A 21,514-nucleotide genomic window follows, 5' to 3' on the forward strand; every position below is an offset into this window, starting at 1 on the left:
ATCCGTAATCAGGAAGGAGGCTAACTATGAGCGAAGAACGTAATGCACGTAAAGTGCTGATCGGTAAAGTAGTCAGCGACAAAATGGATAAAACCATCGTAATTGCTGTTGAAACCTATAAAAAGCACAATTTGTACCACAAACGCATCAAGTCCACGAAGAAATTCAAGGCACATGATGAAGAAAATGTTGCAAAAATCGGTGATATCGTGAAAGTCATGGAAACTCGTCCATTGTCCAAGGACAAACGCTGGAGACTGGTTGAAGTGGTAGAAGCAGCGGTTATCATCTAAGACGACCTATGAAGCTTGATCGGAAGGAGGAAATTAATAATGATTCAACCATTTACACGTTTGCATGTGGCTGACAACTCTGGTGCGAAGGAACTGATGTGTATCCGCGTACTGGGTGGTACTGGACGCCGTACAGCAGCAATCGGTGATCTGATCGTTTGTTCCGTTAAACAAGCAACACCAGGCGGCGTTGTCAAAAAGGGTGATGTTGTTAAAGCGGTAGTTGTACGTACCAAACGTTCCGTTCGCCGTAAAGATGGATCTTACATTTCATTCGATGAAAACGCAGCTGTTGTTGTTAAAGACGACAGAAGCCCGCGCGGAACACGTATCTTCGGACCAGTTGCTCGCGAACTTCGCGATAAAGACTACATGAAGATCGTTTCCTTGGCACCGGAAGTAATCTAAAGGAAATGTCCCAAAAAGCGTCATAGGAGGTGTAATAAATGCCTAGAGTGAAAAAAGTTCTGGAATCCCATAACAATAAACTGCACGTGAAAAAAGATGATGTGGTGCTTGTGATCAGCGGGAAAGACAAAGGTAAAAAAGGCCGTGTCATCGCTGCTTATCCTCGTGAAAACCGCGTCCTGGTAGAAGGCGTGAACATGGTGAAAAAACACCAAAAGCCGAACCAATTGAATCCACAGGGTGGAATCATCGAGCAGGAAGCTTCGATTCATGTGTCTAACGTAATGCACATTGATCCGAAGAGCGGTAAGGTTACACGTATTGGTTACAAAGTGCTCGATAACGGTAAGAAGGTTCGGGTAGCTAAGAGATCCGGAGAGATTATCGACTAATACAGTCCCAAAGAAAGGAGGTAAATCTTCATGGCGGCAAGAATGAAAGAACGTTTTCTGAATGAAATCACACCTGCTTTGATGCAGAAGTTCAACTATACAACTGTTATGCAAGTGCCTAAGATCGAGAAGATCGTCATCAACATGGGTGTGGGTGATGCTGTTCAAAACTCCAAGGTACTTGATGCTGCAGTAAACGATATGCAGTTGATCGCTGGTCAAAAGCCAGTAATCACCAAAGCAAAGAAATCCATCGCCGGTTTTAAACTGCGCGAAAACATGCCGATCGGGGTTAAAGTAACACTGCGCGGAGATCGCATGTATTACTTCCTGGACAAATTGCTTAACGTAACTCTTCCACGCGTACGTGACTTCCGTGGGGTTTCGTCTAAATCATTTGACGGTCGCGGTAACTATACACTTGGTCTTAAGGATCAATTGATTTTTCCCGAAATCGAATATGATAAAGTAGACAAAGCACGCGGTATGGACATCGTTATCGTAACAACTGCTAAGACGGATGAGGAATCCCGCGAGCTTCTGACTCAGCTGGGAATGCCTTTCACAAAATAAGGACGGTTCATCCATTTCTCCGAAAATGTTTAGGAGGTGTCAGGCTAAGTGGCAAAAACTTCAATGAAAGTTAAACAACAACGCGAACCAAAGTTCAAAGTACGTGCATATACACGTTGCGAGCGTTGCGGTCGTCCACATTCGGTACTGCAAAAGTTCAAAATTTGCAGAATTTGTTTCCGTGAGTTAGCTTATAAAGGCCAGATTCCTGGCGTGAAAAAAGCAAGTTGGTAAGAAGTTTATAAACGGGAAGGAGGTTTACACAAATGACTATGTCTGATCCTATCGCAGATATGCTTACTCGTATTCGTAACGCCAACACTGTGCGTCACGAGACAGTAGAAATGCCTGCTTCGACAATGAAGAAACAAATCGCGGACATTCTGAAGCGTGAAGGTTTCATCCGTGATGCTGAATTCGTTGAAGACAGCAAACAAGGGATTATCCGTATCTTCTTGAAATACGGCCCGAACCAGGAGCGCGTTATCTCCGGTCTTAAAAGAATCAGTAAACCAGGCCTTCGCGTTTACACGAAGAGCAATGAAGTGCCTCGTGTACTCGGCGGTCTTGGAATCGCGATTATCTCCACATCTAAGGGAGTTATGACCGACAAGGAAGCTCGTCAGTCTAAATCGGGCGGAGAAGTTGTCTGCTACATTTGGTAATAAACGTCACAAGATAAGGAGGTGCAACACATGTCTCGTATTGGTCGCAAACCAATCGCAGTACCTAGCGGTGTAGATGTCACTTTGGACAACACCGTTATTACAGTAAAAGGTCCTAAAGGCACTTTGACTCGTGAGCTTCATAAAGACATGAAGGTTACAGTTGAAAATAACGAAATCACCGTTGTTCGCCCGTCGGACAACAAATTGCATCGTTCACTTCACGGCACAACCCGCTCCGTTGTCAACAACATGGTTAGCGGTGTGACTGAAGGTTTCTCGAAATCTCTGGAGCTGGTTGGGGTCGGATATCGTGCAAGCAAATCCGGAGATAAAATCGTACTGAATGTTGGCTACTCCCATCCGGTAGAAATTACACCGGAAGCAGGCATCGAGTTCGAAGTTCCTGCGAACACCAAGATTATCGTTAAAGGTATCGACAAAGAGCGTGTTGGCGCATATGCTGCCAAGATCCGTTCCGTACGCGAACCTGAGCCGTATAAAGGTAAAGGTATCAAATATGAAGGCGAGCGTATCATCCGCAAGGAAGGTAAAGCCGGTAAGAAGAAATAATCGGTTTGATCTTAATTGTAAGATACCCCGTGCATCTTAAAGTGAAGCTGTTTACGGCAAACTGAAGGGAGTGAAAGGGAAGTCATGATTACAAAAGAGGATAAAAACAAGGCTCGTCTCAAAAGACACCTGCGTGTTCGTAAGAAAATTCAGGGGACTGCTGAGCGTCCACGTTTGAACGTGTTCCGTTCTTCGAAACACATCTACGCTCAATTGATCGATGACGTGACAGGCGTTACAATCGTATCTGCCTCGACACTGGATAAAGATCTGAGCGCTACTATCGGGAATGGCGGCAGCGTTGAAGCTGCAGGCAAAGTGGGCCAATTGATCGCTGAGCGCGCCAAAGAAAAAGGACATACTGTGGTTGTATTTGACCGCGGAGGATACTTGTACCATGGACGGATTCAAGCTTTGGCTAACGCAGCTCGCGAAGCTGGTCTTGAATTCTAGAATATTTCTAAAAGGAGGTTAACGACTTGCGTATAGATCCGAACAGTTTAGAGCTGACAGAAAGAGTTGTACACATCAACCGTGTTGCAAAAGTTGTAAAAGGCGGACGCCGTTTCAGCTTTAGCGCACTTGTTGTTGTGGGCGACGGCAACGGCTATGTCGGTGCAGGTATCGGTAAAGCCGGCGAAGTTCCGGATGCCATCCGTAAAGGCATTGAAGACGCCAAGAAAAACCTGATTCACATTCCAATCGTAGGAACTTCGATTCCCCATCTGGTTACTGGACATTTCGGCGCAGGACGCGTGTTGCTGAAACCAGCATCGGAAGGTACTGGCGTTATTGCCGGCGGTCCTGTTCGTGCCGTATTGGAATTGGCAGGCGTTGGCGACATCTTGACAAAATCTTTGGGTTCTTCGAATTCCATGAACATGGTCAATGCAACTTTGGAGGGACTTTCCCGCCTGAAACGCATTGAAGAGGTCGCGAAGCTTCGCGGCAAATCTGTCGAAGAATTGCGCGGTTAAGGAGGGGAACGTCAATGGCAAAATTGCAAATCACCCTCGTACGCAGCGTGATTGGACGTCCGGAAACACAACGTGTTACAGTTAAGACGCTCGGCCTGCGTAAAACCAACTCGTCCGTAGTTCACAATGATACTCCTGCAATTCGCGGGATGATCAACAAAGTGAGCCACTTGTTGTCTGTTACAGAAATTGAAGGCTAAACGCCTCGCATAAATTAACAAAAATAAGGAGGTGCAAACGATGAAGTTACATGAACTTGCTCCAGCTCCTGGTTCACGCAAAGAACGCAACCGCGTTGGTCGTGGTCCAAGTAGCGGGAACGGTAAAACTTCCGGCCGCGGTCATAAAGGGCAAAACTCCCGTTCCGGCGGCGGTGTTCGTCCGGGCTTCGAGGGTGGACAGAACCCGCTCTATCGTCGTCTGCCTAAACGTGGTTTCATCAATCCTACCCGTAAAGAGTATGCGATTGTGAACCTGGAAGATCTGAACAGCTTTGCTGAAGGAACAGAAGTGACTCCACAGTTGCTGATTGAAACTGGTGTTGTCAAAAATTCCAAAAGCGGCATTAAGATTCTCGGTAATGGCGAACTGGCCGTTAAATTGACTGTACAAGCAAATAAGTTCTCTCAATCTGCGGTAGAGAAAATCGAGGCTGCCGGCGGTAAAACCGAGGTGATCTAATGTTCAAGACGCTTAAGAATATATGGCATATTGAAGATTTGCGCAAAAAGATCCTGTTTACCCTGTTCGTTCTGATCATTTACCGCATCGGTTCTTTTGTACCGGTTCCTGGTGTGAACAAAGAAGTACTGGAATCAACAAATCAGGGCGGCGAAGCTTTGATGGGTCTTTTGAACACCTTCTCGGGCGGAGCGCTCAAAAACTTCTCAATCTTTGCGATCAGTATTTACCCGTACATTACGGCATCCATCATCGTGCAATTGCTCTCGATGGATGTTGTCCCCAAGTTTGCCGAATGGGCTAAACAAGGGGAGCACGGGAAAAAGCAACTGGCGCAAATCACCCGTTACGGCACCGTAGTACTCGGTCTGATTCAAGCTTTTGCTACATCGATCGGGTTTAACCGGATATATGGAACTGAGATGATTCCAAATGCAACCTTTGCGGATTACCTGCTTATCGCGATCATATTGACGGCGGGGACATCGTTCTTGATGTGGCTGGGTGAGCAGATAACAGAAAAGGGAATAGGGAACGGGATTTCGATCCTGATTTTTGCGGGCATCGTCGCCGCCATCCCGGGATATATTACCACTACGGCACAATCGAGCTTTATTCAGCCGGATCAGGTGTTCCTGAATATTCTTAAAGTCGTTATTATACTGATCGTGATTGTAGCGATTATTACAGGGGTTATCTTTGTGCAACAAGGTATCCGGAAAATCCCTGTACAATACGCTAAACGAGTGGTCGGTAACAAAATGTACGGTGGACAGAATACACATATCCCGCTTAAGATTAATGCGGCAGGTGTAATTCCGGTTATCTTCGCCGTTTCACTACTTCAATTTCCGATTGTACTCTCGAGCTTCTGGTCAACTCATGAATGGGCTAAATGGGTCACCAACAATCTTGCTCATGATAAGCCGCTAGGCATGGTTCTTTATGTGATCATGATCATCGGATTTACGTTCTTCTATACGTTTGTTCAGATGAATCCCCAGCAAATGGCTGACAACATGAAAAAGAATGGTGGTTACATCCCAGGAATCCGTCCAGGTAAGGCAACTGAGAAGTATTTAACCAGAGTGATGTCACGCCTGACGATGTCCGGTGCACTGTTTCTGGCTGTAATCTCTGTCTTGCCTGTATTGTTCGGTTCTTTGTCCGGGTTGCCCCGGCAGGTACAGATTGGTGGTACTGCCCTGCTGATCGTAGTCGGTGTAGCACTGGATACGATGAAGCAGATCGAGAGCCAACTGATCAAACGCCATTACAAAGGCTTCATCAATAAATAGTCGATAGGTTCCGGAGAAGCATGAACTCACTGACTTTCCGGCACCTATTGTGCTGTTTCTTGCTTGGTGGCGAACTTTTGGGGGGAGAAGAGAAATCGTGAACATTTTATTCATGGGCCCTCCTGGGGCAGGCAAGGGGACACAAGCAGCTGTAGTTGTAAAAGAACTGGGTATTCCTCATATTTCGACAGGAGACGCCTTCCGCTTGGCAATTAAGCAAGGAACACCTGTTGGACTCAAGGCCAAATCTTATATCGATCAAGGCTTGCTTGTACCTGATGATGTGACCATTGGAATTGTTGAAGAACGGCTGCAGCAGTCCGATTGCGAAAAAGGTTTTTTATTGGATGGCTTTCCAAGAACCCTTTCGCAAGCGGAAGCGCTGGAAGATATCTTGAGCCGCTTGAATCGTTCGCTGGATCATGTAATCAACTTGAATGTGGACCGTGGACTGCTGATGGCGCGTCTTACCGGGCGCCGGATCTGTACCGTTTGCGGAACATCCTACCATCTGATTTTTAACCCGCCGAAGCAAGAAGGCATTTGCGACATTGATGGCGGTGCATTGTATCAACGTCCGGATGACAACGAAGAGAGCGTAGGCAAGCGCCTGGACGAGTATGATAATAAGACAGCGCCTCTGCTTGCGTTTTATGACAATAAAGGTCTTTTGCGTCAGGTGAACGGGGAAAACGAAATCAATGTCGTTTCTTCCGAAATCGTATCTTTGCTGCGGGGTTAATGTAATGATCATCTGTAAATCCGAACAGGAACTTGCCTTTATGAGGGAAGCTGGTCGAATTGTTGCCGAGAGCCACCGTCTGATCGCTGAGGTTATCCAGCCAGGCATTACGACAGGAGAACTCGACAGAATCGCCGATCAATACATTCGCAGTCAAGGTGCTGTGCCGTCTTTCAAAGGTTACAACGGTTTTCCTGCCAGCATTTGCGCTTCAGTCAACGAACAATTGGTGCATGGGTTTCCGGGTAAGCGTAAACTGATCGAAGGCGATATCGTTACGCTGGACATTGGTGCAGAGTACCGCGGTTATCACGGTGATTCCGCCTGGACCTACGGGGTGGGCAGCATTTCCGAAGAGGCTCAGCGTTTGCTGGACATCACGGAAGGCTCCTTGTACGCGGGACTGGCGTTAGTCAAACCGGATGTGCGCTTGTTTACAATCTCCCACGCTATTCAGCAATACATCGAGGATGCCGGATTCTCCGTCGTGCGCGAGTATGTTGGCCATGGCATTGGGGCAGAACTGCATGAAGAACCGCAAATTCCGAATTATGGCATAGCGGACCGCGGACCACGTCTGAAACCGGGTATGGTACTCGCGATTGAGCCGATGGTGAACGCAGGGGACAGATATGTCAGAACGCTGGAAGATAACTGGACGGTCGTTACGGTAGACGGTTCATTGTGTGCTCACTTTGAACATACAGTAGCTGTTACACCGGACGGCATGGAAATTTTCACAAAACTGAATGCGTAGGTGATCTTCGTGAATACTGGGAGCAGCCCGCAGGTTGGTCAAATCGTGAGAATTCTCAAAGGCAAAGATGCCGGAGAGGCTGCCGTTGTTATCGCAGTTGTTGATAGCAGATTTGTATATATTGCAGATGGGGACAAACGCAAGTTTGATGCGCCGAAGAAGAAGAATATTCAGCATTTGGAGCTCATACCCTTCATCAGCAGTGAGATTGTAGACAGTTTGGAAGAAACCGGCCGGGTGACGAACGGAAAACTGCGTTTTGCAGTCATGAAGTACGGTAAACCTGCTGGAAAAAGTGCTAATGAGAAAGGAGACTAACTGTGGCTAAGGAAGATGTCATTGAAGTGGAAGGTACGGTCATTGAACCGTTGCCGAATGCAACGTTTAAGGTAGAGCTTGAGAACGGTCATCAAATACTTGCCCATGTGTCCGGGAAATTGCGGATGCACTTTATCCGTATCCTAACCGGGGACAAAGTGGTCGTGCAGTTATCGCCTTATGATTTGTCTAAAGGCCGTATAACTTACCGTAAATAGATGGGAACTACAACAAAAGTTTTGCTTCGCAAAACTTTGAGGAGGTAATTAACATGAAGGTAAGACCTTCTGTAAAGCCCATTTGCGAAAAATGCAAAGTCATCCGCCGCAAAGGGACTGTTATGGTAATTTGCGAAAATCCGAAACACAAACAAAAACAAGGTTAAGAAGGGGGTGTAGCGTAAAATGGCTCGTATAGCTGGAGTGGATTTGCCACGTGATAAACGCGTTGAGATCGCCTTGACTTATATTTTCGGAATCGGTAAAACGACTTCCCAGAAAATTCTTAATGAAACAGGCATTGACGTTAACACACGTGTCCGTGATTTGACGGAAGATGAAGTCAGCAAACTGCGTGAAACGATCGACAAAGATGTTAAGGTTGAAGGTGACCTGCGTCGTGAAATTTCCTTGAATATTAAACGTCTTACTGAGATCGGCTGCTACCGCGGTGTTCGCCACCGTCGTGGATTGCCTGTTCGTGGTCAACGTACCAAAACAAATGCCCGTACCCGGAAAGGCCCGCGTCGTACGGTAGCAAACAAAAAGAAATAAGAAGAGGTGATAAGAGACAATGGCTAAACCGAAAAAAGTCGTACGTACTAAACGTCGCGACCGGAAAAATATCGAGTCTGGCGTGGCACATATTCGTTCCACGTTCAACAACACTATCGTTACGATCACGGATCCTCACGGAAATGCAATTTCCTGGGCAAGCTCCGGCGGTCAAGGATTTAGAGGTTCCCGTAAGTCGACTCCATTTGCAGCGCAAATGGCAGCCGAAACTGCAGCTAAAGCAGCTATGGAACACGGCATGAAGTCCGTTGAAGTTATGGTTAAAGGACCGGGCGCGGGCCGCGAAGCAGCCATCCGTTCCCTTCAGGCCGCTGGCCTTGAAGTCAACCTCATTAAAGACGTAACTCCGGTTCCTCACAATGGATGCCGTCCGCCGAAACGTCGTCGCGTATAGTGAAATCAGAATTGTGATTGTGGTATAATTCTGACGCATCTGCTAATAATAGGTGTTTAGGCATACTACATGATGCACCTGATGGGGTGACAGTTTCATATAGGAGCGACGTTTGAAGGAGGGGTACACTCGTGATAGAAATCGAAAAGCCGAAGATTGAGACCGTAGAAGCCAATGATGAAGGAACCTATGGGAAATTCGTAGTTGAACCGCTGGAACGTGGATATGGCACGACTCTGGGGAACTCGCTTCGCCGGATTCTGCTTTCCTCCCTTCCGGGAGCCGCAGTGACTTCGGTCCAAATTGACGGCGTTCTGCATGAGTTCTCGACCGTTCCTGGCGTAATGGAAGATGTGACGGAGATCATTCTGAACCTTAAAGCTCTTTCCCTGAAGATTCATTCAGACGAAGAGAAAGTGTTCGAGATTGATGCTGAAGGTGAAGGCATCGTTACCGCAGGTGATATCCGTGCGGACAGCGATGTTGAGATCCTGAACCCGGATCTTCATATTGCAACGCTGGGACCTGGCGCGAGACTTCACATGCGAATTTTTGCAGGCCGTGGCCGCGGTTACGTCCAGGCGGACCGTAACAAACGCGAAGATCAGCCCATCGGCGTTATTCCGGTGGATTCCATCTATACGCCTATCTCCCGTGTGAATTACGGCATCGACAACACTCGTGTCGGTCAAGTGACCAACTACGACAAGCTGACGATGGAAATTTGGACGGATGGCAGTATTAGACCGGAAGAGGCTGTAAGCCTGGGAGCCAAAATTTTGAACGAGCACCTCGTTTTGTTCGTAGGTCTTACGGATGAAGCGAAAGACGCCGAAATTATGGTGGAAAAAGAAGAAGACAAAAAAGAAAAAGTGCTTGAGATGACAATCGAAGAGCTGGATCTTTCTGTTCGTTCTTACAACTGCCTCAAACGTGCCGGTATTAATACCGTACAAGAGCTGACTACGAAAACTGAAGAAGATATGATGAAGGTCCGCAACCTGGGCCGCAAATCTTTGGAAGAAGTTCAAGAGAAGCTTGAGGAGCTGGGACTGGGACTCCGTACAGAAGAATAGCTGGCAGATTGCTTGAGTAAAGGAGGGAAAACAAATGGCATACCAAAAATTGGGCCGTGATTCCAGTGCGCGCAAAGCGTTGTTCCGCGACATGGTAACGGATCTGTTTCTTTATGAGCGCATCCAGACAACAGAAGCTAAGGCGAAGGAAGTACGTTCCATCGCTGAAAAACTGATCACCAAAGCGAAAAAAGGCGATCTTCATGCCCGCCGTCAAGTCGCTGCATTTGTTCGTCGCGAGACTGTAGATGGTGAACAGGATGCAATCCAGAAATTGTTCGCTGATATTGCTCCTCGTTACACAGAGCGTCCAGGCGGATACACTCGTATCCTGAAGCTGGGACCTCGCCGTGGCGACGCTGCGCCTATGGTTTATCTTGAATTGGTAGACCGCGCGTAGGATCACAAGTTATGATTTCCGGATGTACCCCTTAACGCACATGCTTATAATTTAGTATGGGCAGAGAAGTATTAACGTTATTGTGCTGCAGGGGCATTTCAGCCCTGCTGTGCAATATCCGCGGGAATCACCTTGTATAGAGTAGAAGGAGCTCCCGCCGGGGCTCTTTTTTTTAATGTCGAACAGCTGTTGCAGTATGGAAATGGTGAAAGGAAGAACGGAATGCGTAATCTGTTGATGAAGGTCAATTATGACGGCACCCGCTATGATGGCTTTCAGACCCAGCCTCAGGGCAATACGATTCAAGACCATCTGGAACATGCCATTCTCCATCTAACCGGCGAGACGCTTAAGATTACGGGCTCAGGACGGACAGATGCAGGGGTACACGCCTATGGCCAGCCGTTCAATTTCCTGACTGCTTCTAAAATTCCGCTTGAGCGGTGGTGTCTGGCTCTGAATGCCCGGCTGCCGCAGGATATCGTAGTCACTGAGGCACGGGAGGTCTCGCTTGAGTTCCACTCCCGCAGAGGAGCTAAGCGCAAAACTTACCGTTACACGATTAACGGCAACCGGTTCCCGGATCCGTTCCAGAGGCGCTTGCAGTATCATCATCCGGTCAAGCTGGACCTTCCTGCAATGCAGCAAGGTTTGGCCCATATCATTGGTACCCATGATTTCACGTCGTTCGCGTCCAGAAAGTCTACGAAGACTTCTCATGTCCGGACGATTTTTGAGGCTCATATGGAGATTGACCATAGTATGTGCCGGAATGGGACTGCAGACCAGGGAGTGATTCATACTTATATTACGGGCAGCGGCTTTCTGCAGCATATGGTCCGCATTATTATGGGGACGCTGATACATGTGGGTGAAGGCAAAATCCGTGCGGAGGCGGTTGCGGATATTCTTGCAGCCTGTGACCGTGCAGCAGCAGGGCCTACGGCTGTAGCTCAGGGATTGGCACTGTGGAGCGTAGAATATGACGAGGCAGGGCTATAGGATTCAAAGCATATATTTTTTCAAAAAAATATGCATGAATATTAGAAATCACTTGCGCTAGTTATGTTTATGCTGTAATATAAAAGTTGTGTTTTCTTGATGGCTATCCCACAGCCCCGATCAAGGAAATGCCAAAACCAAGCTTTTTTTAACTCACATAATCGTAATTTAATGAGAACTTAGATATACGAAACAGATGATTTTCGTACGAGAACAAGGAGGAAACATTCATGCGTACCACCTATATGGCGAAGCCGAACGAAGTTGAACGCAATTGGCACATTATTGATGCCGAAGGCAAAACACTTGGTCGTTTGGCCAGCGAAGCCGCTGCTTTGATCCGTGGCAAACACAAACCGCAATTCACTCCACATGTTGATACTGGAGATTTCGTAATTGTTATCAACGCTGAGAAGATTCACTTGACCGGCAAGAAATTGCAAAACAAGAAATACTACCGTCACTCGATGCACCCAGGCGGCTTGAAAGTTACTGTTGCTGAGGATCTGCTGAAAACAAAACCTGAACGTGTCATTGAATCCGCCGTACACGGCATGATTCCTAAGACTCGCCAAGGGGATCACATGAAGCTGAGACTCAAAGTATATGCAGGCGCCGAGCATCCACATGCAGCACAAAAACCTGAAGTTTACGAACTTCGCGGATAAGAATAGAGGAGGACAGTTTCATGGCACAAGTACAATACTATGGGACAGGTCGTCGTAAACATTCGGTAGCACGTGTTCGCCTTGTACCGGGTGAAGGACGCATTGTCATTAACAAACGCGAGATGGACGAATATTTCGGTGTGGAAACATTGAAGATGATCGTAAAACAACCTTTGAACCTGACTGAAACACTGGGCAACTACGATGTAATCGTTCTTGCACATGGTGGCGGCATATCCGGTCAAGCTGGAGCAATCCGTCACGGAATCGCCCGTGCATTGCTGAAAGTTGATCCTGAATATCGTGGATCTTTGAAGAAAGCCGGATTCCTGACTCGTGACCCACGCATGAAGGAACGTAAGAAATACGGCCTCAAGGCTGCACGTCGTGCGCCTCAGTTCTCGAAACGTTAATATCTCTTGTATATCAAGCCTCTGGCCCTTTGGGTCAGGGGCTTTGTTAATTTTTATGAAAACCGCCATCTCCTAAAATACTCCAAAAACATTTCTCCAGTACACTACAGATATCCCGAGTTAGTATGTATCATAATCATTCATGCCTACATTGGCCCTGCCGGATTACCGGCGGGGTACTTTTTTTATTCAGAAAACTCTGGGAACCAGTGGTGTTCCAACTCTGTCCACAACTTTCACCCAAAATGGATAAAACTATTGACTTCAGCTCGGAATGTCTTATACTATTCCATATAAGATTAGTTGGAATTAGCGGAATTGAGTGTTTTATGAGATACCCGGATGGAGGAATAGAACAATGAACTTATTGGAGAAAGAAGATTTAATTAAAGTGAAGGCCGAAGAACTGGAACATGCAACACCGGAGGAAGTCATCCGCTGGGCCGTAGAGACCTTTCCTGATATAACCTTTGCCTGCAGCTTCGGTGCCGAAGATGTGGTGCTCGTAGATATGATTCAGAAGGTTAGTCCTTCCACAGACGTCTTTTATCTGGATACTGATTTTCACTTTAAGGAAACGTATGAAACCAGAGATGTTATGGCAGATAAATACGGTATGGAATTTGTCCGTGTATCGCCGCAGATTACTCCGGAAGAGCAAGCTGTCCAGTACGGCGAGGCGCTGTGGAATACCGATCCCAACCAATGCTGCGCAATCCGTAAGGTAGAGCCCTTAACCCGTATTCTGTCGCAGTATGATGCATGGATTACAGGAATCCGCCGTGACCAGGCACCAACCCGCGCCAATGCCAAAAAAGTCGAATACGACAATAAGTTCGGTCTGGTTAAGTTTAATCCTATTGCCAGCTGGACTTCCGAGGATGTCTGGAACTATATCCGCGAGAACGATGTCGTGTACAACCCGCTGCATGACCGCAATTTCCCGAGTATTGGGTGCGAACAGTGCACACGGGCGGTTATGCCGGGTGAAGATCCGCGTGCGGGCAGATGGTCAGGTTCAGATAAAACAGAATGCGGACTGCATAAATAAGGGCAGAATTTGAATTGTACAGAAGGAGAGAGCGCATAAATGACTTCGATACTTCCTCATGGAGGAACACTGATTAGACGTGTAGCTGAAGGCGCACACAGGGAAGAACTGCTTCAGCAGGCTTCAGGTTACAAATCAATACCTGTGAATACCTGGACTTTATCGGATTTGGATTTAATCGGGGTAGGTGCGTTTTCACCGCTTACAGGCTTTCTGAATGAAGAAGACTACCACTCCGTTGTCAAAAGCATGCGTCTCGCTGACGGCACGGTATGGAGTATCCCGGTTACGTTGTCTGTCGAGGATGAAGTGGCTTCCGGGCTTGCCGTGGGCGACAGAGTGTCGCTGATCGGTGAGGAAGACGGGATTATTTATGGACTGCTTGATATTGAGAGTATTTATGAGGCGGATCAGCAGTTTGAGGCGCAGAATGTGTTCAAAACGACGGACCCTGCGCACCCTGGCGTGAGCAAATTACTTGCTAGAGCGTCAACCTATGTTGGAGGATCTATTACGGTTCTGAACCGTCCTGCGCCTGAGAAGTTCAAAGAGTTTTACTTCGATCCCGCACAGACACGGCAAATCTTTGCTGACAAAGGCTGGAGAACCGTTGTAGGCTTTCAGACCCGTAATCCGGTGCACCGCGCTCATGAGTACATTCAGAAATGCGCTATGGAGGTTGTGGATGCGTTATTCCTTAATCCTTTGGTGGGAGAGACGAAGTCTGACGATGTGCCGGCGAATGTACGCATGAAGAGTTATCTTGCTTTGTTAGAGAACTATTATCCGAAGGACCGCACCTTTCTGGGCGTGTTCCCCGCGGCCATGCGCTATGCCGGACCACGGGAAGCGATCTTTCATGCGATGGTGCGTAAAAATTACGGCTGCACCCATTTTATTGTCGGCCGCGATCATGCAGGGGTGGGTGACTACTATGGCACCTACGAAGCTCAAGAGATTTTCTCGAATTTTACGGCGGAAGAGCTGGGAATCACTCCTCTATTTTTTGAACACAGCTTCTTCTGTGTAAAATGCGGAAACATGGCTTCCAGCAAAACCTGTCCGCATCCGGGAGATCAGCATTTGACGCTTTCGGGCACAAAGGTCCGGGCACTCCTGCGGGATGGCAAGTGTCCGCCTCCGGAGTTTACACGTCCTGAAGTAGCAGAAATTCTCATCGAGGGAATGTCTGTGGAAGTCACCACCCAATCCTAAAGAGCCAGTACTATTTGGCCCTCTTGTCCCATATAGATGAGTAGAATCTATCGGGACGAGGGGGTCTTTGTTATGTCTGGCCGAAAGCAGGGGAAAGTCTCGGTCTGGATCACGTGGAGCAGCATTAAAAAAGGCATGCTGGGTGCTGTCCTGCTGGCGGTGATGATCGGCATTATTGCCTATGATATGCCAACCGCCAAAACGCTGAATTACTGGAGTCTGCCGCTGTCAGGCAAAGTCATTGCTATTGATGCCGGGCATGGGGGCCCTGACGGGGGAGCGGTCAGCCGGGAGGGCTTGATTGAGAAGGATATCAACCTTTCGGTTTCTCTATATTTGCGGGATTACCTGCAGCAGGCGGGAGCGATAGTGGTGATGACCCGTGAAGGGGATTATGACCTGGCCCAGCAGGATACCAAGGGGTACTCCAAACGGAAAACAGAGGACCTGAAGCAACGGGTAAGAAGCATTGAAGAGAAGGGGGCAGACTTGTTTGTAAGTGTGCATATGAACAGTGTGCCTTCAGGGCGCTGGAGCGGTGCCCAGACCTTTTATTACCCGAATCACACAGGTAACAAAGCTTTTGCGGGTTTTGTGCAGGCTGAGCTGAAAGCAACACTTGAGAATACCGACCGGGTAGCCAAGACTGTAAATACTGTATATTTGCTGAAAGCTCTGAAAATGCCTGCTGTGCTTGTGGAGGTTGGCTTCCTCTCTCATCCTCAGGAGTCTGCGCTGCTTGGAGACGATGTCTACCAGCGGAAGGTGGCCACCAGCATCTACCGCGGGATTCTGCGGTATACCTCGGAACAGCCTTAGGCCGTTACTACGTTTTGCGGAGGGGTAATGTTATAATAGATCCAAAATACCGGAACCTTACCCGTCCGGAGAGAAAATAGAGGTGCTTTCCATGCTGACCAGGGAACAAATTCAGGAACTATTGCAGCCGCTTACTGACCCGGAATCCGGAAAAAGCCTTATTGAGTTACAGCTGATTCGCGATATCATGGTGAAAGAAGACCGGATCTCCTTATCGCTCGTATGTCTGGATACCGATGAGAAAAGCCGCATGGAGCTCGAACAGAAGGTTCGTGACCTGCTGACAGAGGGAGGCGCAGGCTATATTCATATCCGGCTGCGTGATGCCACCGATTATGAGCGCTCTATCCTGCGCGGAGAGAGCACGGAGGACAAGCCGGAGCCGGAACAAGGCGGGGGGCTCAAAGGGCACGCAGCGGGTCTTGAGGGGCACGAGCTGATCAATGAAAACTCAGGTGTGAACTTCATCGCGATTGCCAGCGGCAAAGGCGGAGTGGGCAAATCTACTGTAACCGTCAATCTGGCGGTCGCACTGGCCCGGAAAGGCAAAAAAGTCGGACTGATTGATGCGGATATCTACGGCTTCAGCATTCCGGATATGATGGGAATTGAAAAAGGCCCGATCGTGGAGGAAGGAACGATTATTCCAGTAGAACGTTTCGGAGTAAAAGTGATGTCTATGGGCTTTTTTATCCGCGAGAACAGCCCGGTTATCTGGAGAGGGCCAATGCTTGGCAAAATGCTCCGCCAGTTCTTCAGCGATGTCGGCTGGGGAGAGCTTGATTATATGCTGCTTGATCTGCCGCCAGGCACAGGCGATGTGGCGCTTGATGTCCATCAGATGCTTCCGCACAGTAAGGAGATCATCGTTACCACTCCTCATGCGACAGCAGCCTTTGTGGCGGCCCGAGCGGGTTCAATGGCTCTGCAGACCGATCATGAGGTCCTTGGAGTCATCGAAAATATGGCTTATTACGAGTGCTCCTCCTGCGGAAAGAAGGATTATATCTTTGGCCGGGGAGGGGGAGCAAAACTGGCGGAGACCCTGCACACTGAGCTGCTTGCCCAAATACCTCTGGGTGCACCGGATAATCACATTTCTGAGCCCGACTTCTCGCCGTCTGTATATAAGGCGGAGACCGCAACGGCGCAGCTGTTCGCTGAAATTGCGGACAAGCTGATCGCCAACAATGAGCAATAACTAAAAAGAGGCCGTCCCTTTTACCGGGATGGCCTCTTTTGTCAGCTTAGGAGCCTGAATCATCGCCGCCTTGTTTACTGCCGCCGCCGCCCTGATCCTGTCCTTCTTTACCCGATCCCTTTTTTTCTACCTTAGGCTGCAGTTCGTCCTGGACCACAGTCTTCAGAAGATCGAGCACCTCCATGCGGAACAATGGATTTTGCATGGCTTCCTGCATGATGGTCATGGATTGCTTGCGGTAATCGGAGGTTTTGGTAAGATCCAGGAACATTTTCATCATTTCAGGTGATTTCATAATTTCGGCGACTGACTTTTGGTACGTTGGGTCTTTGATTAGCTGAAGGTGAAGCTCTTTGCTTTGGGAATTGACCGCTTTAGCAAAGTCACCCGCGAACTTTGGATCGGTCATGATTTTTTCAATTTCCTTCTGGTACTCCGGTGCTGTAATGGTGTCCTTAACCGCGACGCGGATTTGCTCAGTGGTTTGCAGCGGCATCATTTTCATGCTTAATCCGCTGACGCTGCTTCCTTCCGAGCCGGAGCTCGGAGTGGACAGAGCCTCCTCGACTGCTTTTTTTCCCTCTTCGCTTTTCAATATATCTACAACCATGGTCTTCATTTCCTTGTAACTGACTTGTCCGGAAGAGGAACCGCTCTGTTCGCTTCCACATGCCGTTAAGGCCATAACCATGCTAAGCACCAAGCTTCCAGTCCACAAAGTCCTCCACTTCATCGGCGCTGCCCTCCTTTATGGGATTCCTGCATGTAGTATGCCGCAGAGACAAGCTTTTATGTTGCCTGGCAATGGTTTTTTGCCGGTAAGCTTGGTAAAATAAATCTGACATGTGGGAGGTGAACAGGCTGAATATAAAGAAATGGTTTTTTTTATTCTGGACGACGCTCTTGATCGGGGCTGGAGGGGCAGTCATTGCCGGCTTGGCACTGCAGACCGTAAACGGCACAATCCATTTTAAAAGCACAGCCGATACTTTGATCTATCCTTTGATTCTACTCGGCTACGGTATGCTTGTGAGCGTTTACGCCCAAATGGGGTTTTTTGCGTATCTTATTCTGAACTACATGGGAATCGGGGTATTCCCGCGGAGGGTCTGGCAATACGTTCAGGTAGTTCTGTCCGTACTTGCACTGCTGGAACTGATCTTTCTGCGTACTTTTGTAGGGAGCGGACGAAATGTATCCTCCGATTGGCTTTTAGGCATCGGCATTCTGCTTACTGCCCTTATTGTTGCTTATTTTAAAGTGCGGAGCACGAACCTTTCAGCCTGGATTCCGACATTTTTCTTTATGACAGCCATCACCATCGTTGAGATCATTGGTGTACTTCAGATTGGGGTGGACAGCGCCACTGTATTTATTGTGATTCCGCTGATTGCCTGCAATGCATTCCAAATTCTGATGCTGCACCGAATCCTGAAGCCGATATCCGCATAGCTGCAGCAGAATAACCCCGGTCCTCAGTCATGAGAAGTCGGGGTTATTTGAATATATAGCACGACGGCGTTGGCGTTTGAGGCCTGATCCGATTAAAATCAGAAGCATCAGGTTAATCTTTAAGAACAGTTACATAACTAAAAAACGTTTGAGACGACTAGGAGGGAATATATGAACATCAAGCGCTATATGATAAAAGACACAAATGAATCTGTCCTCAAAAAACTCGATCCCGACGAGAGCGGGGACTTCAAATCCAAAGAAGAGGCCGAAGCCAAAATGGCAAAGCTCAAAGAGCGTCTTGCCGAACTGCAGGATATCCTTTTTGCCCAGAAAAAGCATTCCCTGCTGGTCATCCTTCAAGGAATGGACTCCAGCGGTAAGGATGGCACGGTTAAGCACATTTTCTCCGGCATTAACCCTCAAGGGTTCATGGTCACCAGCTTCAAGAAACCTTCTCTGGAGGAAGAGGCTCATGACTTTCTGTGGAGAGTGCACATGAAGACGCCGCCCAAGGGATACATTGCTGCATTCAACCGGTCGCATTATGAGGATGTTCTGGTGCCGCGTGTGCATGGGAATTTGAAAAAAGAAGAAATGAAGCGCCGCTTCCGCTACATCCGCGAATTTGAAGCTATGCTGGCCGAAGAAGGCACAACCATCATCAAGCTCTTTTTGCATATTTCCAAAGATAAGCAGCTTGAAAAGATCCAGGAGCGGCTGCAGGACCCAACCAAACATTGGAAATTTGATGCCAGCGATCTGCAGGAGCGGCAGTATTGGGATGATTACCAGGACGCCTATGATGATGTCTTCAAGGAAACTAGTATTAATACGGCGCCCTGGTACTGGATTCCGGCCAATCACCGGTGGTACCGCAATTATCTGGCTTTAGCCATTGTTGTCAAAACCCTGGAGGGTTTGGATCTGAGCTACCCGAAACTGGATACCCCCACACCCGATATTTCGAAGCTCATCTCTCCAAGACATTAAAAACGGTTGGCCGCACCTGCACCAGGAGCACCGCGATACCACCTTGACTTTTTACATCCCGGCGGCATCCTCCAAGGCATCATTTAACATGGCGGAATCCCGGACTTCTTTGCCGTCAGCACTGCCCTGGCTGATTAGTTCGGACACCGTGACAAATTCATACCCTTGGCTGCGCAGATTATCAATAATCTGAGGAAGGGCCTCGTGGGTCTGCTTGCAGGAATCACTGGCATGCAAAAGCACAATATCACCGGGGTGGGCCTTGCTGGTTACTCGTTTCACGATATTGTCCACGCCGATGTTTTTCCAATCCAGCGAGTCAGTATCCCACTGAATGACCTTGTAGCCCAGATCGGTTGCCACCTGAAGTACTCTTTTGTCAAAATCCCCATTCGGCATCCGGATCAAATTGGGCTCTTTCCCGGTCAGCTCAGTCAGCACAGTATGGGCTGTACTGATTTGGGCTTTTATTTCTTCATTGCTTAAGGCACTGTAGTTCACATGCTTGTGGCCGTGGCTGCCGATTTCGTAGCCTGCGTCTTTAATGCTTGTAACGATATCCTGGTGCGTCTTGCTCCAAGGGGAAGAGAGAAAGAAGGTTGCTTTATCTACCTTTTTATCTTCGAGCACCTTCAGAATCGGTCCGGGCCGTTTCTCTCCCCAGCTGATGTCAAATGTTAAGGCGATGAGCTTCTTTTCTGTCGGCACGCTGTAAATGGCGGAAGGGGCCGTTTCCGAAAAAACGGTAATATTGCCTCTCTCGACATAGACGACACCGGCAGCAAGAAGCGCAGCGGCAAAGATATAGATGAACCGTTTTATCTTTTTGCCGCTGAATACATAAAAAGAATTCATAATGTCAGCGCTCCTCTCCCATGCGAAATGCTTGTTTATTCTAAATGTATGCTCGTACAGGGCGCTTATGACCTTAGATATGTCCAACATACTTTCAGGAGGTAATTATGCTGTCTTTTCCCGCTTTCGCCAGAGATTTAACTACCATCCGCAAAGCCTTATTGTTCGCACTTTTATTATTTGTGGCGGGAGGAGTGATGGGCTGGATTGGCACCGGCAGCCTGCAAAAGCTGCTTTCCGGGCAGTTGGAGGGTTTAAGTAAAATCAGCGGCAGCCTTAAGGAATCCGCACATCCGCAATGGAGCTTTTTTCAATTTATATTTCTGAACAACAGCATCAAAGGCGTGCTCATCATCTTCCTGGGCGCTATTTTTGGCATTCTGCCTGCATTGTTTTTACTGATTAATGGTGGCGTAATCGGCTATCTGATTCATATTTCGTCCATGCAAGGCATGGATTTGTTTGACCTTATCGTTAAAGGTTTGCTCCCCCACGGGATTATTGAAATTCCGGCCATCATCATCGCCTGCGCCTTTGGTTTGCAGTTTGGCTGGAATGTAATATCCGATCTATTCAGTTCATCTGCTGCAAGAGAAAAGAGAAGTGGTGCATGGCCGGCCTTTATGCGCCAAACCTTGAGAGCCTCCATATGGATAGTGATACTGTTATTCGTAGCGGCTATCATTGAGAGCACAATTACATTTTCGCTTTTATCATAAAATTCCACAGAAATGAGCATAACATTAAAGGCAATCGATTTTGGGTTATGCCGGGAGGGAACGGATGCATGAATTTCGGAAAAAGCCATAAGGAATTTTTTTATTATTATGGTTACAGATACGACGCTCCGGTTAATCTAGTGTAAGTGGATATGTACCCCCCTCTTCCCATCCAATGGACTATCTTCTATTGCACAAGCAACGGCACTTACGGTATTGGTTGGATTTAATTTCATGAAGGAGGCCAAGCATATGTTGGGAATGTTGTTCAACGAGAAGGAATGCAAGGAGCTGGACTATGTTTTGCGAAAAGAGCTTGATGAAATGCTCCTTGATTTAAGTGATCAGCGCTTGGACCAAAATATCAGGCATGCTATTGCCAATCGATATAAAACTGTATTTCGGATGTACGCACGGTTTGCCCCGCAGAAAGAGCTGTCCAAGTATGCATGGGGAGGACGTTATTCCCAGTCTAAACATTAGAATCTTTGAATTTAATTAAATAGGTTGACTAAAAGGGAGCCGCTGTGATACATTATATCTCGCGCTCCTTTTCAATGTTTTAGAGAGCGGCAAATGGCAGGCGAAGATGAAAAAAACTTTTTTTCAAAAAAACACTTGCCAAATGCATAGGCGCTGTGATATATTATAAAGGTCGCCGCTGACAAGCGACGATGATAGAAGAAGACATTGATCTTTGAAAACTGAACAACGAGTGAGTGGGATTTCACGCAAGTGAGATCCAAAATTAGAGAATATTTTATTCTCGTCAGATGTTTCAAAAT

The 21,514-nt window shown here is 47.7% G+C and carries 34 protein-coding genes; 32 read left to right on the forward strand and 2 right to left on the reverse strand.

The window, feature by feature from the left end:
• The first annotated feature begins 26 nt into the window (after positions 1 to 26).
• The 28 genes from rpsQ (at position 27) to BLQ82_RS28980 (ending at position 16,710) form a co-directional block, all read left to right on the forward strand.
• Positions 27 to 293: a 30S ribosomal protein S17 gene (rpsQ, locus tag BLQ82_RS28845; RefSeq protein WP_020427063.1), complete on the forward strand. Its 267-nt coding sequence runs from the start codon at positions 27 to 29 to the stop codon at positions 291 to 293.
• Between the two features lie 39 nt (positions 294 to 332).
• Positions 333 to 701 (forward strand): 50S ribosomal protein L14, encoded by a 369-nt coding sequence (rplN, locus tag BLQ82_RS28850; protein ID WP_020427062.1) that lies wholly within the window; start codon positions 333 to 335, stop codon positions 699 to 701.
• Between the two features lie 38 nt (positions 702 to 739).
• Positions 740 to 1,093 carry a 50S ribosomal protein L24 gene (gene rplX / locus BLQ82_RS28855; RefSeq protein ID WP_019908235.1) on the forward strand — a complete coding sequence of 118 codons (354 nt, stop codon included), beginning with the start codon at positions 740 to 742 and terminating at the stop codon, positions 1,091 to 1,093.
• 30 nt (positions 1,094 to 1,123) lie between these two features.
• Positions 1,124 to 1,666, forward strand: coding sequence for a 50S ribosomal protein L5 (rplE, locus tag BLQ82_RS28860; protein WP_020427061.1), 543 nt, complete (start codon positions 1,124 to 1,126; stop codon positions 1,664 to 1,666).
• A gap of 48 nt (positions 1,667 to 1,714) precedes the next feature.
• Complete coding sequence (locus BLQ82_RS28865) at positions 1,715 to 1,900, forward strand: type Z 30S ribosomal protein S14 (RefSeq protein ID WP_036589425.1); 186 nt, start codon at positions 1,715 to 1,717, stop codon at positions 1,898 to 1,900.
• Positions 1,901 to 1,932: 32 nt separating this feature from the next.
• Complete coding sequence (gene rpsH / locus BLQ82_RS28870; protein WP_019908239.1) at positions 1,933 to 2,331, forward strand: 30S ribosomal protein S8; 399 nt, start codon at positions 1,933 to 1,935, stop codon at positions 2,329 to 2,331.
• 30 nt (positions 2,332 to 2,361) lie between these two features.
• Complete coding sequence (rplF, locus tag BLQ82_RS28875) at positions 2,362 to 2,904, forward strand: 50S ribosomal protein L6 (protein ID WP_025706584.1); 543 nt, start codon at positions 2,362 to 2,364, stop codon at positions 2,902 to 2,904.
• Positions 2,905 to 2,988: 84 nt separating this feature from the next.
• Positions 2,989 to 3,357 carry a 50S ribosomal protein L18 gene (rplR, locus tag BLQ82_RS28880; protein WP_062520344.1) on the forward strand — a complete coding sequence of 123 codons (369 nt, stop codon included), beginning with the start codon at positions 2,989 to 2,991 and terminating at the stop codon, positions 3,355 to 3,357.
• Positions 3,358 to 3,383: 26 nt separating this feature from the next.
• The gene (rpsE, locus tag BLQ82_RS28885) at positions 3,384 to 3,881 is read left to right on the forward strand and encodes a 30S ribosomal protein S5 (protein ID WP_019908242.1); all 498 of its coding nucleotides are present in this window, start codon (positions 3,384 to 3,386) and stop codon (positions 3,879 to 3,881) included.
• Between the two features lie 14 nt (positions 3,882 to 3,895).
• Complete coding sequence (gene rpmD, locus BLQ82_RS28890; protein ID WP_019908243.1) at positions 3,896 to 4,081, forward strand: 50S ribosomal protein L30; 186 nt, start codon at positions 3,896 to 3,898, stop codon at positions 4,079 to 4,081.
• A gap of 40 nt (positions 4,082 to 4,121) precedes the next feature.
• Positions 4,122 to 4,562: a 50S ribosomal protein L15 gene (gene rplO, locus BLQ82_RS28895; RefSeq protein ID WP_020427058.1), complete on the forward strand. Its 441-nt coding sequence runs from the start codon at positions 4,122 to 4,124 to the stop codon at positions 4,560 to 4,562.
• On the forward strand, positions 4,562 to 5,860 hold the full coding sequence (secY, locus tag BLQ82_RS28900; protein ID WP_062520346.1) for a preprotein translocase subunit SecY: 1,299 nt from the start codon (positions 4,562 to 4,564) through the stop codon (positions 5,858 to 5,860). The genes rplO and secY overlap by 1 nt, the downstream gene beginning before the upstream one ends.
• 97 nt (positions 5,861 to 5,957) lie before the next feature.
• Positions 5,958 to 6,602 (forward strand): adenylate kinase, encoded by a 645-nt coding sequence (locus BLQ82_RS28905; protein WP_025706581.1) that lies wholly within the window; start codon positions 5,958 to 5,960, stop codon positions 6,600 to 6,602.
• Between the two features lie 4 nt (positions 6,603 to 6,606).
• A complete protein-coding gene (gene map, locus BLQ82_RS28910) occupies positions 6,607 to 7,359 on the forward strand; it encodes a type I methionyl aminopeptidase (RefSeq protein WP_062520349.1) in 753 nt (250 codons plus the stop codon).
• 9 nt (positions 7,360 to 7,368) lie between these two features.
• Positions 7,369 to 7,677 carry a KOW domain-containing RNA-binding protein gene (locus BLQ82_RS28915; RefSeq protein ID WP_062520351.1) on the forward strand — a complete coding sequence of 103 codons (309 nt, stop codon included), beginning with the start codon at positions 7,369 to 7,371 and terminating at the stop codon, positions 7,675 to 7,677.
• Between the two features lie 2 nt (positions 7,678 to 7,679).
• Positions 7,680 to 7,895, forward strand: coding sequence for a translation initiation factor IF-1 (gene infA / locus BLQ82_RS28920; protein WP_018753971.1), 216 nt, complete (start codon positions 7,680 to 7,682; stop codon positions 7,893 to 7,895).
• A 53-nt stretch (positions 7,896 to 7,948) separates the two neighbouring features.
• Positions 7,949 to 8,062, forward strand: a complete 114-nt coding sequence (gene rpmJ / locus BLQ82_RS28925) for a 50S ribosomal protein L36 (RefSeq protein WP_003322638.1) — start codon at positions 7,949 to 7,951, stop codon at positions 8,060 to 8,062.
• A 19-nt stretch (positions 8,063 to 8,081) separates the two neighbouring features.
• Positions 8,082 to 8,450: a 30S ribosomal protein S13 gene (gene rpsM, locus BLQ82_RS28930; RefSeq protein ID WP_062520353.1), complete on the forward strand. Its 369-nt coding sequence runs from the start codon at positions 8,082 to 8,084 to the stop codon at positions 8,448 to 8,450.
• 19 nt (positions 8,451 to 8,469) lie between these two features.
• A complete protein-coding gene (gene rpsK, locus BLQ82_RS28935) occupies positions 8,470 to 8,865 on the forward strand; it encodes a 30S ribosomal protein S11 (protein WP_062520357.1) in 396 nt (131 codons plus the stop codon).
• 131 nt (positions 8,866 to 8,996) lie between these two features.
• Positions 8,997 to 9,941, forward strand: coding sequence for a DNA-directed RNA polymerase subunit alpha (locus tag BLQ82_RS28940; protein ID WP_019908253.1), 945 nt, complete (start codon positions 8,997 to 8,999; stop codon positions 9,939 to 9,941).
• 34 nt (positions 9,942 to 9,975) lie between these two features.
• Complete coding sequence (rplQ, locus tag BLQ82_RS28945) at positions 9,976 to 10,341, forward strand: 50S ribosomal protein L17 (RefSeq protein WP_020427051.1); 366 nt, start codon at positions 9,976 to 9,978, stop codon at positions 10,339 to 10,341.
• Between the two features lie 222 nt (positions 10,342 to 10,563).
• Positions 10,564 to 11,343 (forward strand): tRNA pseudouridine(38-40) synthase TruA, encoded by a 780-nt coding sequence (truA, locus tag BLQ82_RS28950; protein WP_062520359.1) that lies wholly within the window; start codon positions 10,564 to 10,566, stop codon positions 11,341 to 11,343.
• 230 nt (positions 11,344 to 11,573) lie between these two features.
• Positions 11,574 to 12,011, forward strand: a complete 438-nt coding sequence (gene rplM, locus BLQ82_RS28955) for a 50S ribosomal protein L13 (protein ID WP_020427049.1) — start codon at positions 11,574 to 11,576, stop codon at positions 12,009 to 12,011.
• A 20-nt stretch (positions 12,012 to 12,031) separates the two neighbouring features.
• Entirely contained in the window at positions 12,032 to 12,424 is a 393-nt protein-coding gene (gene rpsI / locus BLQ82_RS28960) for a 30S ribosomal protein S9 (RefSeq protein ID WP_020427048.1), read from the forward strand.
• Between the two features lie 358 nt (positions 12,425 to 12,782).
• Complete coding sequence (locus tag BLQ82_RS28965; RefSeq protein WP_062520360.1) at positions 12,783 to 13,475, forward strand: phosphoadenylyl-sulfate reductase; 693 nt, start codon at positions 12,783 to 12,785, stop codon at positions 13,473 to 13,475.
• A 39-nt stretch (positions 13,476 to 13,514) separates the two neighbouring features.
• Positions 13,515 to 14,690 carry a sulfate adenylyltransferase gene (gene sat / locus BLQ82_RS28970; protein WP_062520362.1) on the forward strand — a complete coding sequence of 392 codons (1,176 nt, stop codon included), beginning with the start codon at positions 13,515 to 13,517 and terminating at the stop codon, positions 14,688 to 14,690.
• Positions 14,691 to 14,762: 72 nt separating this feature from the next.
• Positions 14,763 to 15,509, forward strand: coding sequence for an N-acetylmuramoyl-L-alanine amidase CwlD (gene cwlD, locus BLQ82_RS28975; protein ID WP_062520364.1), 747 nt, complete (start codon positions 14,763 to 14,765; stop codon positions 15,507 to 15,509).
• A 91-nt stretch (positions 15,510 to 15,600) separates the two neighbouring features.
• The gene (locus tag BLQ82_RS28980) at positions 15,601 to 16,710 is read left to right on the forward strand and encodes an Mrp/NBP35 family ATP-binding protein (RefSeq protein ID WP_062520366.1); all 1,110 of its coding nucleotides are present in this window, start codon (positions 15,601 to 15,603) and stop codon (positions 16,708 to 16,710) included.
• Positions 16,711 to 16,756: 46 nt separating this feature from the next.
• Here the strand turns inward: BLQ82_RS28980 and gerD are convergent, their stop codons facing one another.
• A complete protein-coding gene (gene gerD / locus BLQ82_RS28985; RefSeq protein ID WP_062520368.1) occupies positions 16,757 to 17,443 on the reverse strand; it encodes a spore germination lipoprotein GerD in 687 nt (228 codons plus the stop codon).
• A gap of 128 nt (positions 17,444 to 17,571) precedes the next feature.
• On the opposite strand from gerD, the gene BLQ82_RS28990 reads away from it, so the two are divergent.
• Complete coding sequence (locus BLQ82_RS28990; RefSeq protein WP_062520380.1) at positions 17,572 to 18,162, forward strand: KinB-signaling pathway activation protein; 591 nt, start codon at positions 17,572 to 17,574, stop codon at positions 18,160 to 18,162.
• A 171-nt stretch (positions 18,163 to 18,333) separates the two neighbouring features.
• A complete protein-coding gene (locus BLQ82_RS28995) occupies positions 18,334 to 19,155 on the forward strand; it encodes a PPK2 family polyphosphate kinase (RefSeq protein WP_062520369.1) in 822 nt (273 codons plus the stop codon).
• 51 nt (positions 19,156 to 19,206) lie between these two features.
• Here BLQ82_RS28995 and pdaB read toward each other — a convergent pair whose 3' ends face one another.
• Positions 19,207 to 20,010, reverse strand: coding sequence for a polysaccharide deacetylase family sporulation protein PdaB (pdaB, locus tag BLQ82_RS29000; RefSeq protein ID WP_062520371.1), 804 nt, complete (start codon positions 20,008 to 20,010; stop codon positions 19,207 to 19,209).
• A 110-nt stretch (positions 20,011 to 20,120) separates the two neighbouring features.
• Between pdaB and BLQ82_RS29005 the strand changes: the two genes are divergently transcribed.
• Together BLQ82_RS29005 and BLQ82_RS29010 are read left to right on the forward strand one after the other, a co-directional pair.
• Positions 20,121 to 20,729 (forward strand): stage II sporulation protein M, encoded by a 609-nt coding sequence (locus BLQ82_RS29005; protein ID WP_208810800.1) that lies wholly within the window; start codon positions 20,121 to 20,123, stop codon positions 20,727 to 20,729.
• A gap of 252 nt (positions 20,730 to 20,981) precedes the next feature.
• The gene (locus BLQ82_RS29010) at positions 20,982 to 21,212 is read left to right on the forward strand and encodes a hypothetical protein (protein ID WP_025706563.1); all 231 of its coding nucleotides are present in this window, start codon (positions 20,982 to 20,984) and stop codon (positions 21,210 to 21,212) included.
• The last annotated feature ends 302 nt before the right edge of the window (positions 21,213 to 21,514 follow it).

The organism is Paenibacillus jilunlii (genome assembly GCF_900102965.1).
GTDB lineage: Bacteria > Bacillota > Bacilli > Paenibacillales > Paenibacillaceae > Paenibacillus_AQ > Paenibacillus_AQ jilunlii.

What these genes read in the sequence shown, in the direction of transcription:
- rplN (WP_020427062.1), top strand. Translation starts at nt 333, where the DNA reads ATGATTCAACCATTTACACGTTTGCATGTGGCTGACAACTCTGGTGCG.
- rplX (WP_019908235.1), top strand. Translation starts at nt 740, where the DNA reads ATGCCTAGAGTGAAAAAAGTTCTGGAATCCCATAACAATAAACTGCAC.
- map (WP_062520349.1), top strand. Translation starts at nt 6,607, where the DNA reads ATGATCATCTGTAAATCCGAACAGGAACTTGCCTTTATGAGGGAAGCT.
- rplR (WP_062520344.1), top strand. Translation starts at nt 2,989, where the DNA reads ATGATTACAAAAGAGGATAAAAACAAGGCTCGTCTCAAAAGACACCTG.
- rpmJ (WP_003322638.1), top strand. Translation starts at nt 7,949, where the DNA reads ATGAAGGTAAGACCTTCTGTAAAGCCCATTTGCGAAAAATGCAAAGTC.
- cwlD (WP_062520364.1), top strand. Translation starts at nt 14,763, where the DNA reads ATGTCTGGCCGAAAGCAGGGGAAAGTCTCGGTCTGGATCACGTGGAGC.
- secY (WP_062520346.1), top strand. Translation starts at nt 4,562, where the DNA reads ATGTTCAAGACGCTTAAGAATATATGGCATATTGAAGATTTGCGCAAA.
- rplF (WP_025706584.1), top strand. Translation starts at nt 2,362, where the DNA reads ATGTCTCGTATTGGTCGCAAACCAATCGCAGTACCTAGCGGTGTAGAT.
- gerD (WP_062520368.1), bottom strand. Translation starts at nt 17,443, where the DNA reads ATGAAGTGGAGGACTTTGTGGACTGGAAGCTTGGTGCTTAGCATGGTT.
- rpsI (WP_020427048.1), top strand. Translation starts at nt 12,032, where the DNA reads ATGGCACAAGTACAATACTATGGGACAGGTCGTCGTAAACATTCGGTA.
- rpmD (WP_019908243.1), top strand. Translation starts at nt 3,896, where the DNA reads ATGGCAAAATTGCAAATCACCCTCGTACGCAGCGTGATTGGACGTCCG.
- rpsQ (WP_020427063.1), top strand. Translation starts at nt 27, where the DNA reads ATGAGCGAAGAACGTAATGCACGTAAAGTGCTGATCGGTAAAGTAGTC.
- BLQ82_RS28965 (WP_062520360.1), top strand. Translation starts at nt 12,783, where the DNA reads ATGAACTTATTGGAGAAAGAAGATTTAATTAAAGTGAAGGCCGAAGAA.
- rplM (WP_020427049.1), top strand. Translation starts at nt 11,574, where the DNA reads ATGCGTACCACCTATATGGCGAAGCCGAACGAAGTTGAACGCAATTGG.
- truA (WP_062520359.1), top strand. Translation starts at nt 10,564, where the DNA reads ATGCGTAATCTGTTGATGAAGGTCAATTATGACGGCACCCGCTATGAT.
- sat (WP_062520362.1), top strand. Translation starts at nt 13,515, where the DNA reads ATGACTTCGATACTTCCTCATGGAGGAACACTGATTAGACGTGTAGCT.
- BLQ82_RS28995 (WP_062520369.1), top strand. Translation starts at nt 18,334, where the DNA reads ATGAACATCAAGCGCTATATGATAAAAGACACAAATGAATCTGTCCTC.
- rplO (WP_020427058.1), top strand. Translation starts at nt 4,122, where the DNA reads ATGAAGTTACATGAACTTGCTCCAGCTCCTGGTTCACGCAAAGAACGC.
- pdaB (WP_062520371.1), bottom strand. Translation starts at nt 20,010, where the DNA reads ATGAATTCTTTTTATGTATTCAGCGGCAAAAAGATAAAACGGTTCATC.
- rplQ (WP_020427051.1), top strand. Translation starts at nt 9,976, where the DNA reads ATGGCATACCAAAAATTGGGCCGTGATTCCAGTGCGCGCAAAGCGTTG.
- rpsK (WP_062520357.1), top strand. Translation starts at nt 8,470, where the DNA reads ATGGCTAAACCGAAAAAAGTCGTACGTACTAAACGTCGCGACCGGAAA.
- rpsH (WP_019908239.1), top strand. Translation starts at nt 1,933, where the DNA reads ATGACTATGTCTGATCCTATCGCAGATATGCTTACTCGTATTCGTAAC.
- BLQ82_RS29010 (WP_025706563.1), top strand. Translation starts at nt 20,982, where the DNA reads ATGTTGGGAATGTTGTTCAACGAGAAGGAATGCAAGGAGCTGGACTAT.
- BLQ82_RS28980 (WP_062520366.1), top strand. Translation starts at nt 15,601, where the DNA reads ATGCTGACCAGGGAACAAATTCAGGAACTATTGCAGCCGCTTACTGAC.
- rplE (WP_020427061.1), top strand. Translation starts at nt 1,124, where the DNA reads ATGGCGGCAAGAATGAAAGAACGTTTTCTGAATGAAATCACACCTGCT.
- rpsM (WP_062520353.1), top strand. Translation starts at nt 8,082, where the DNA reads ATGGCTCGTATAGCTGGAGTGGATTTGCCACGTGATAAACGCGTTGAG.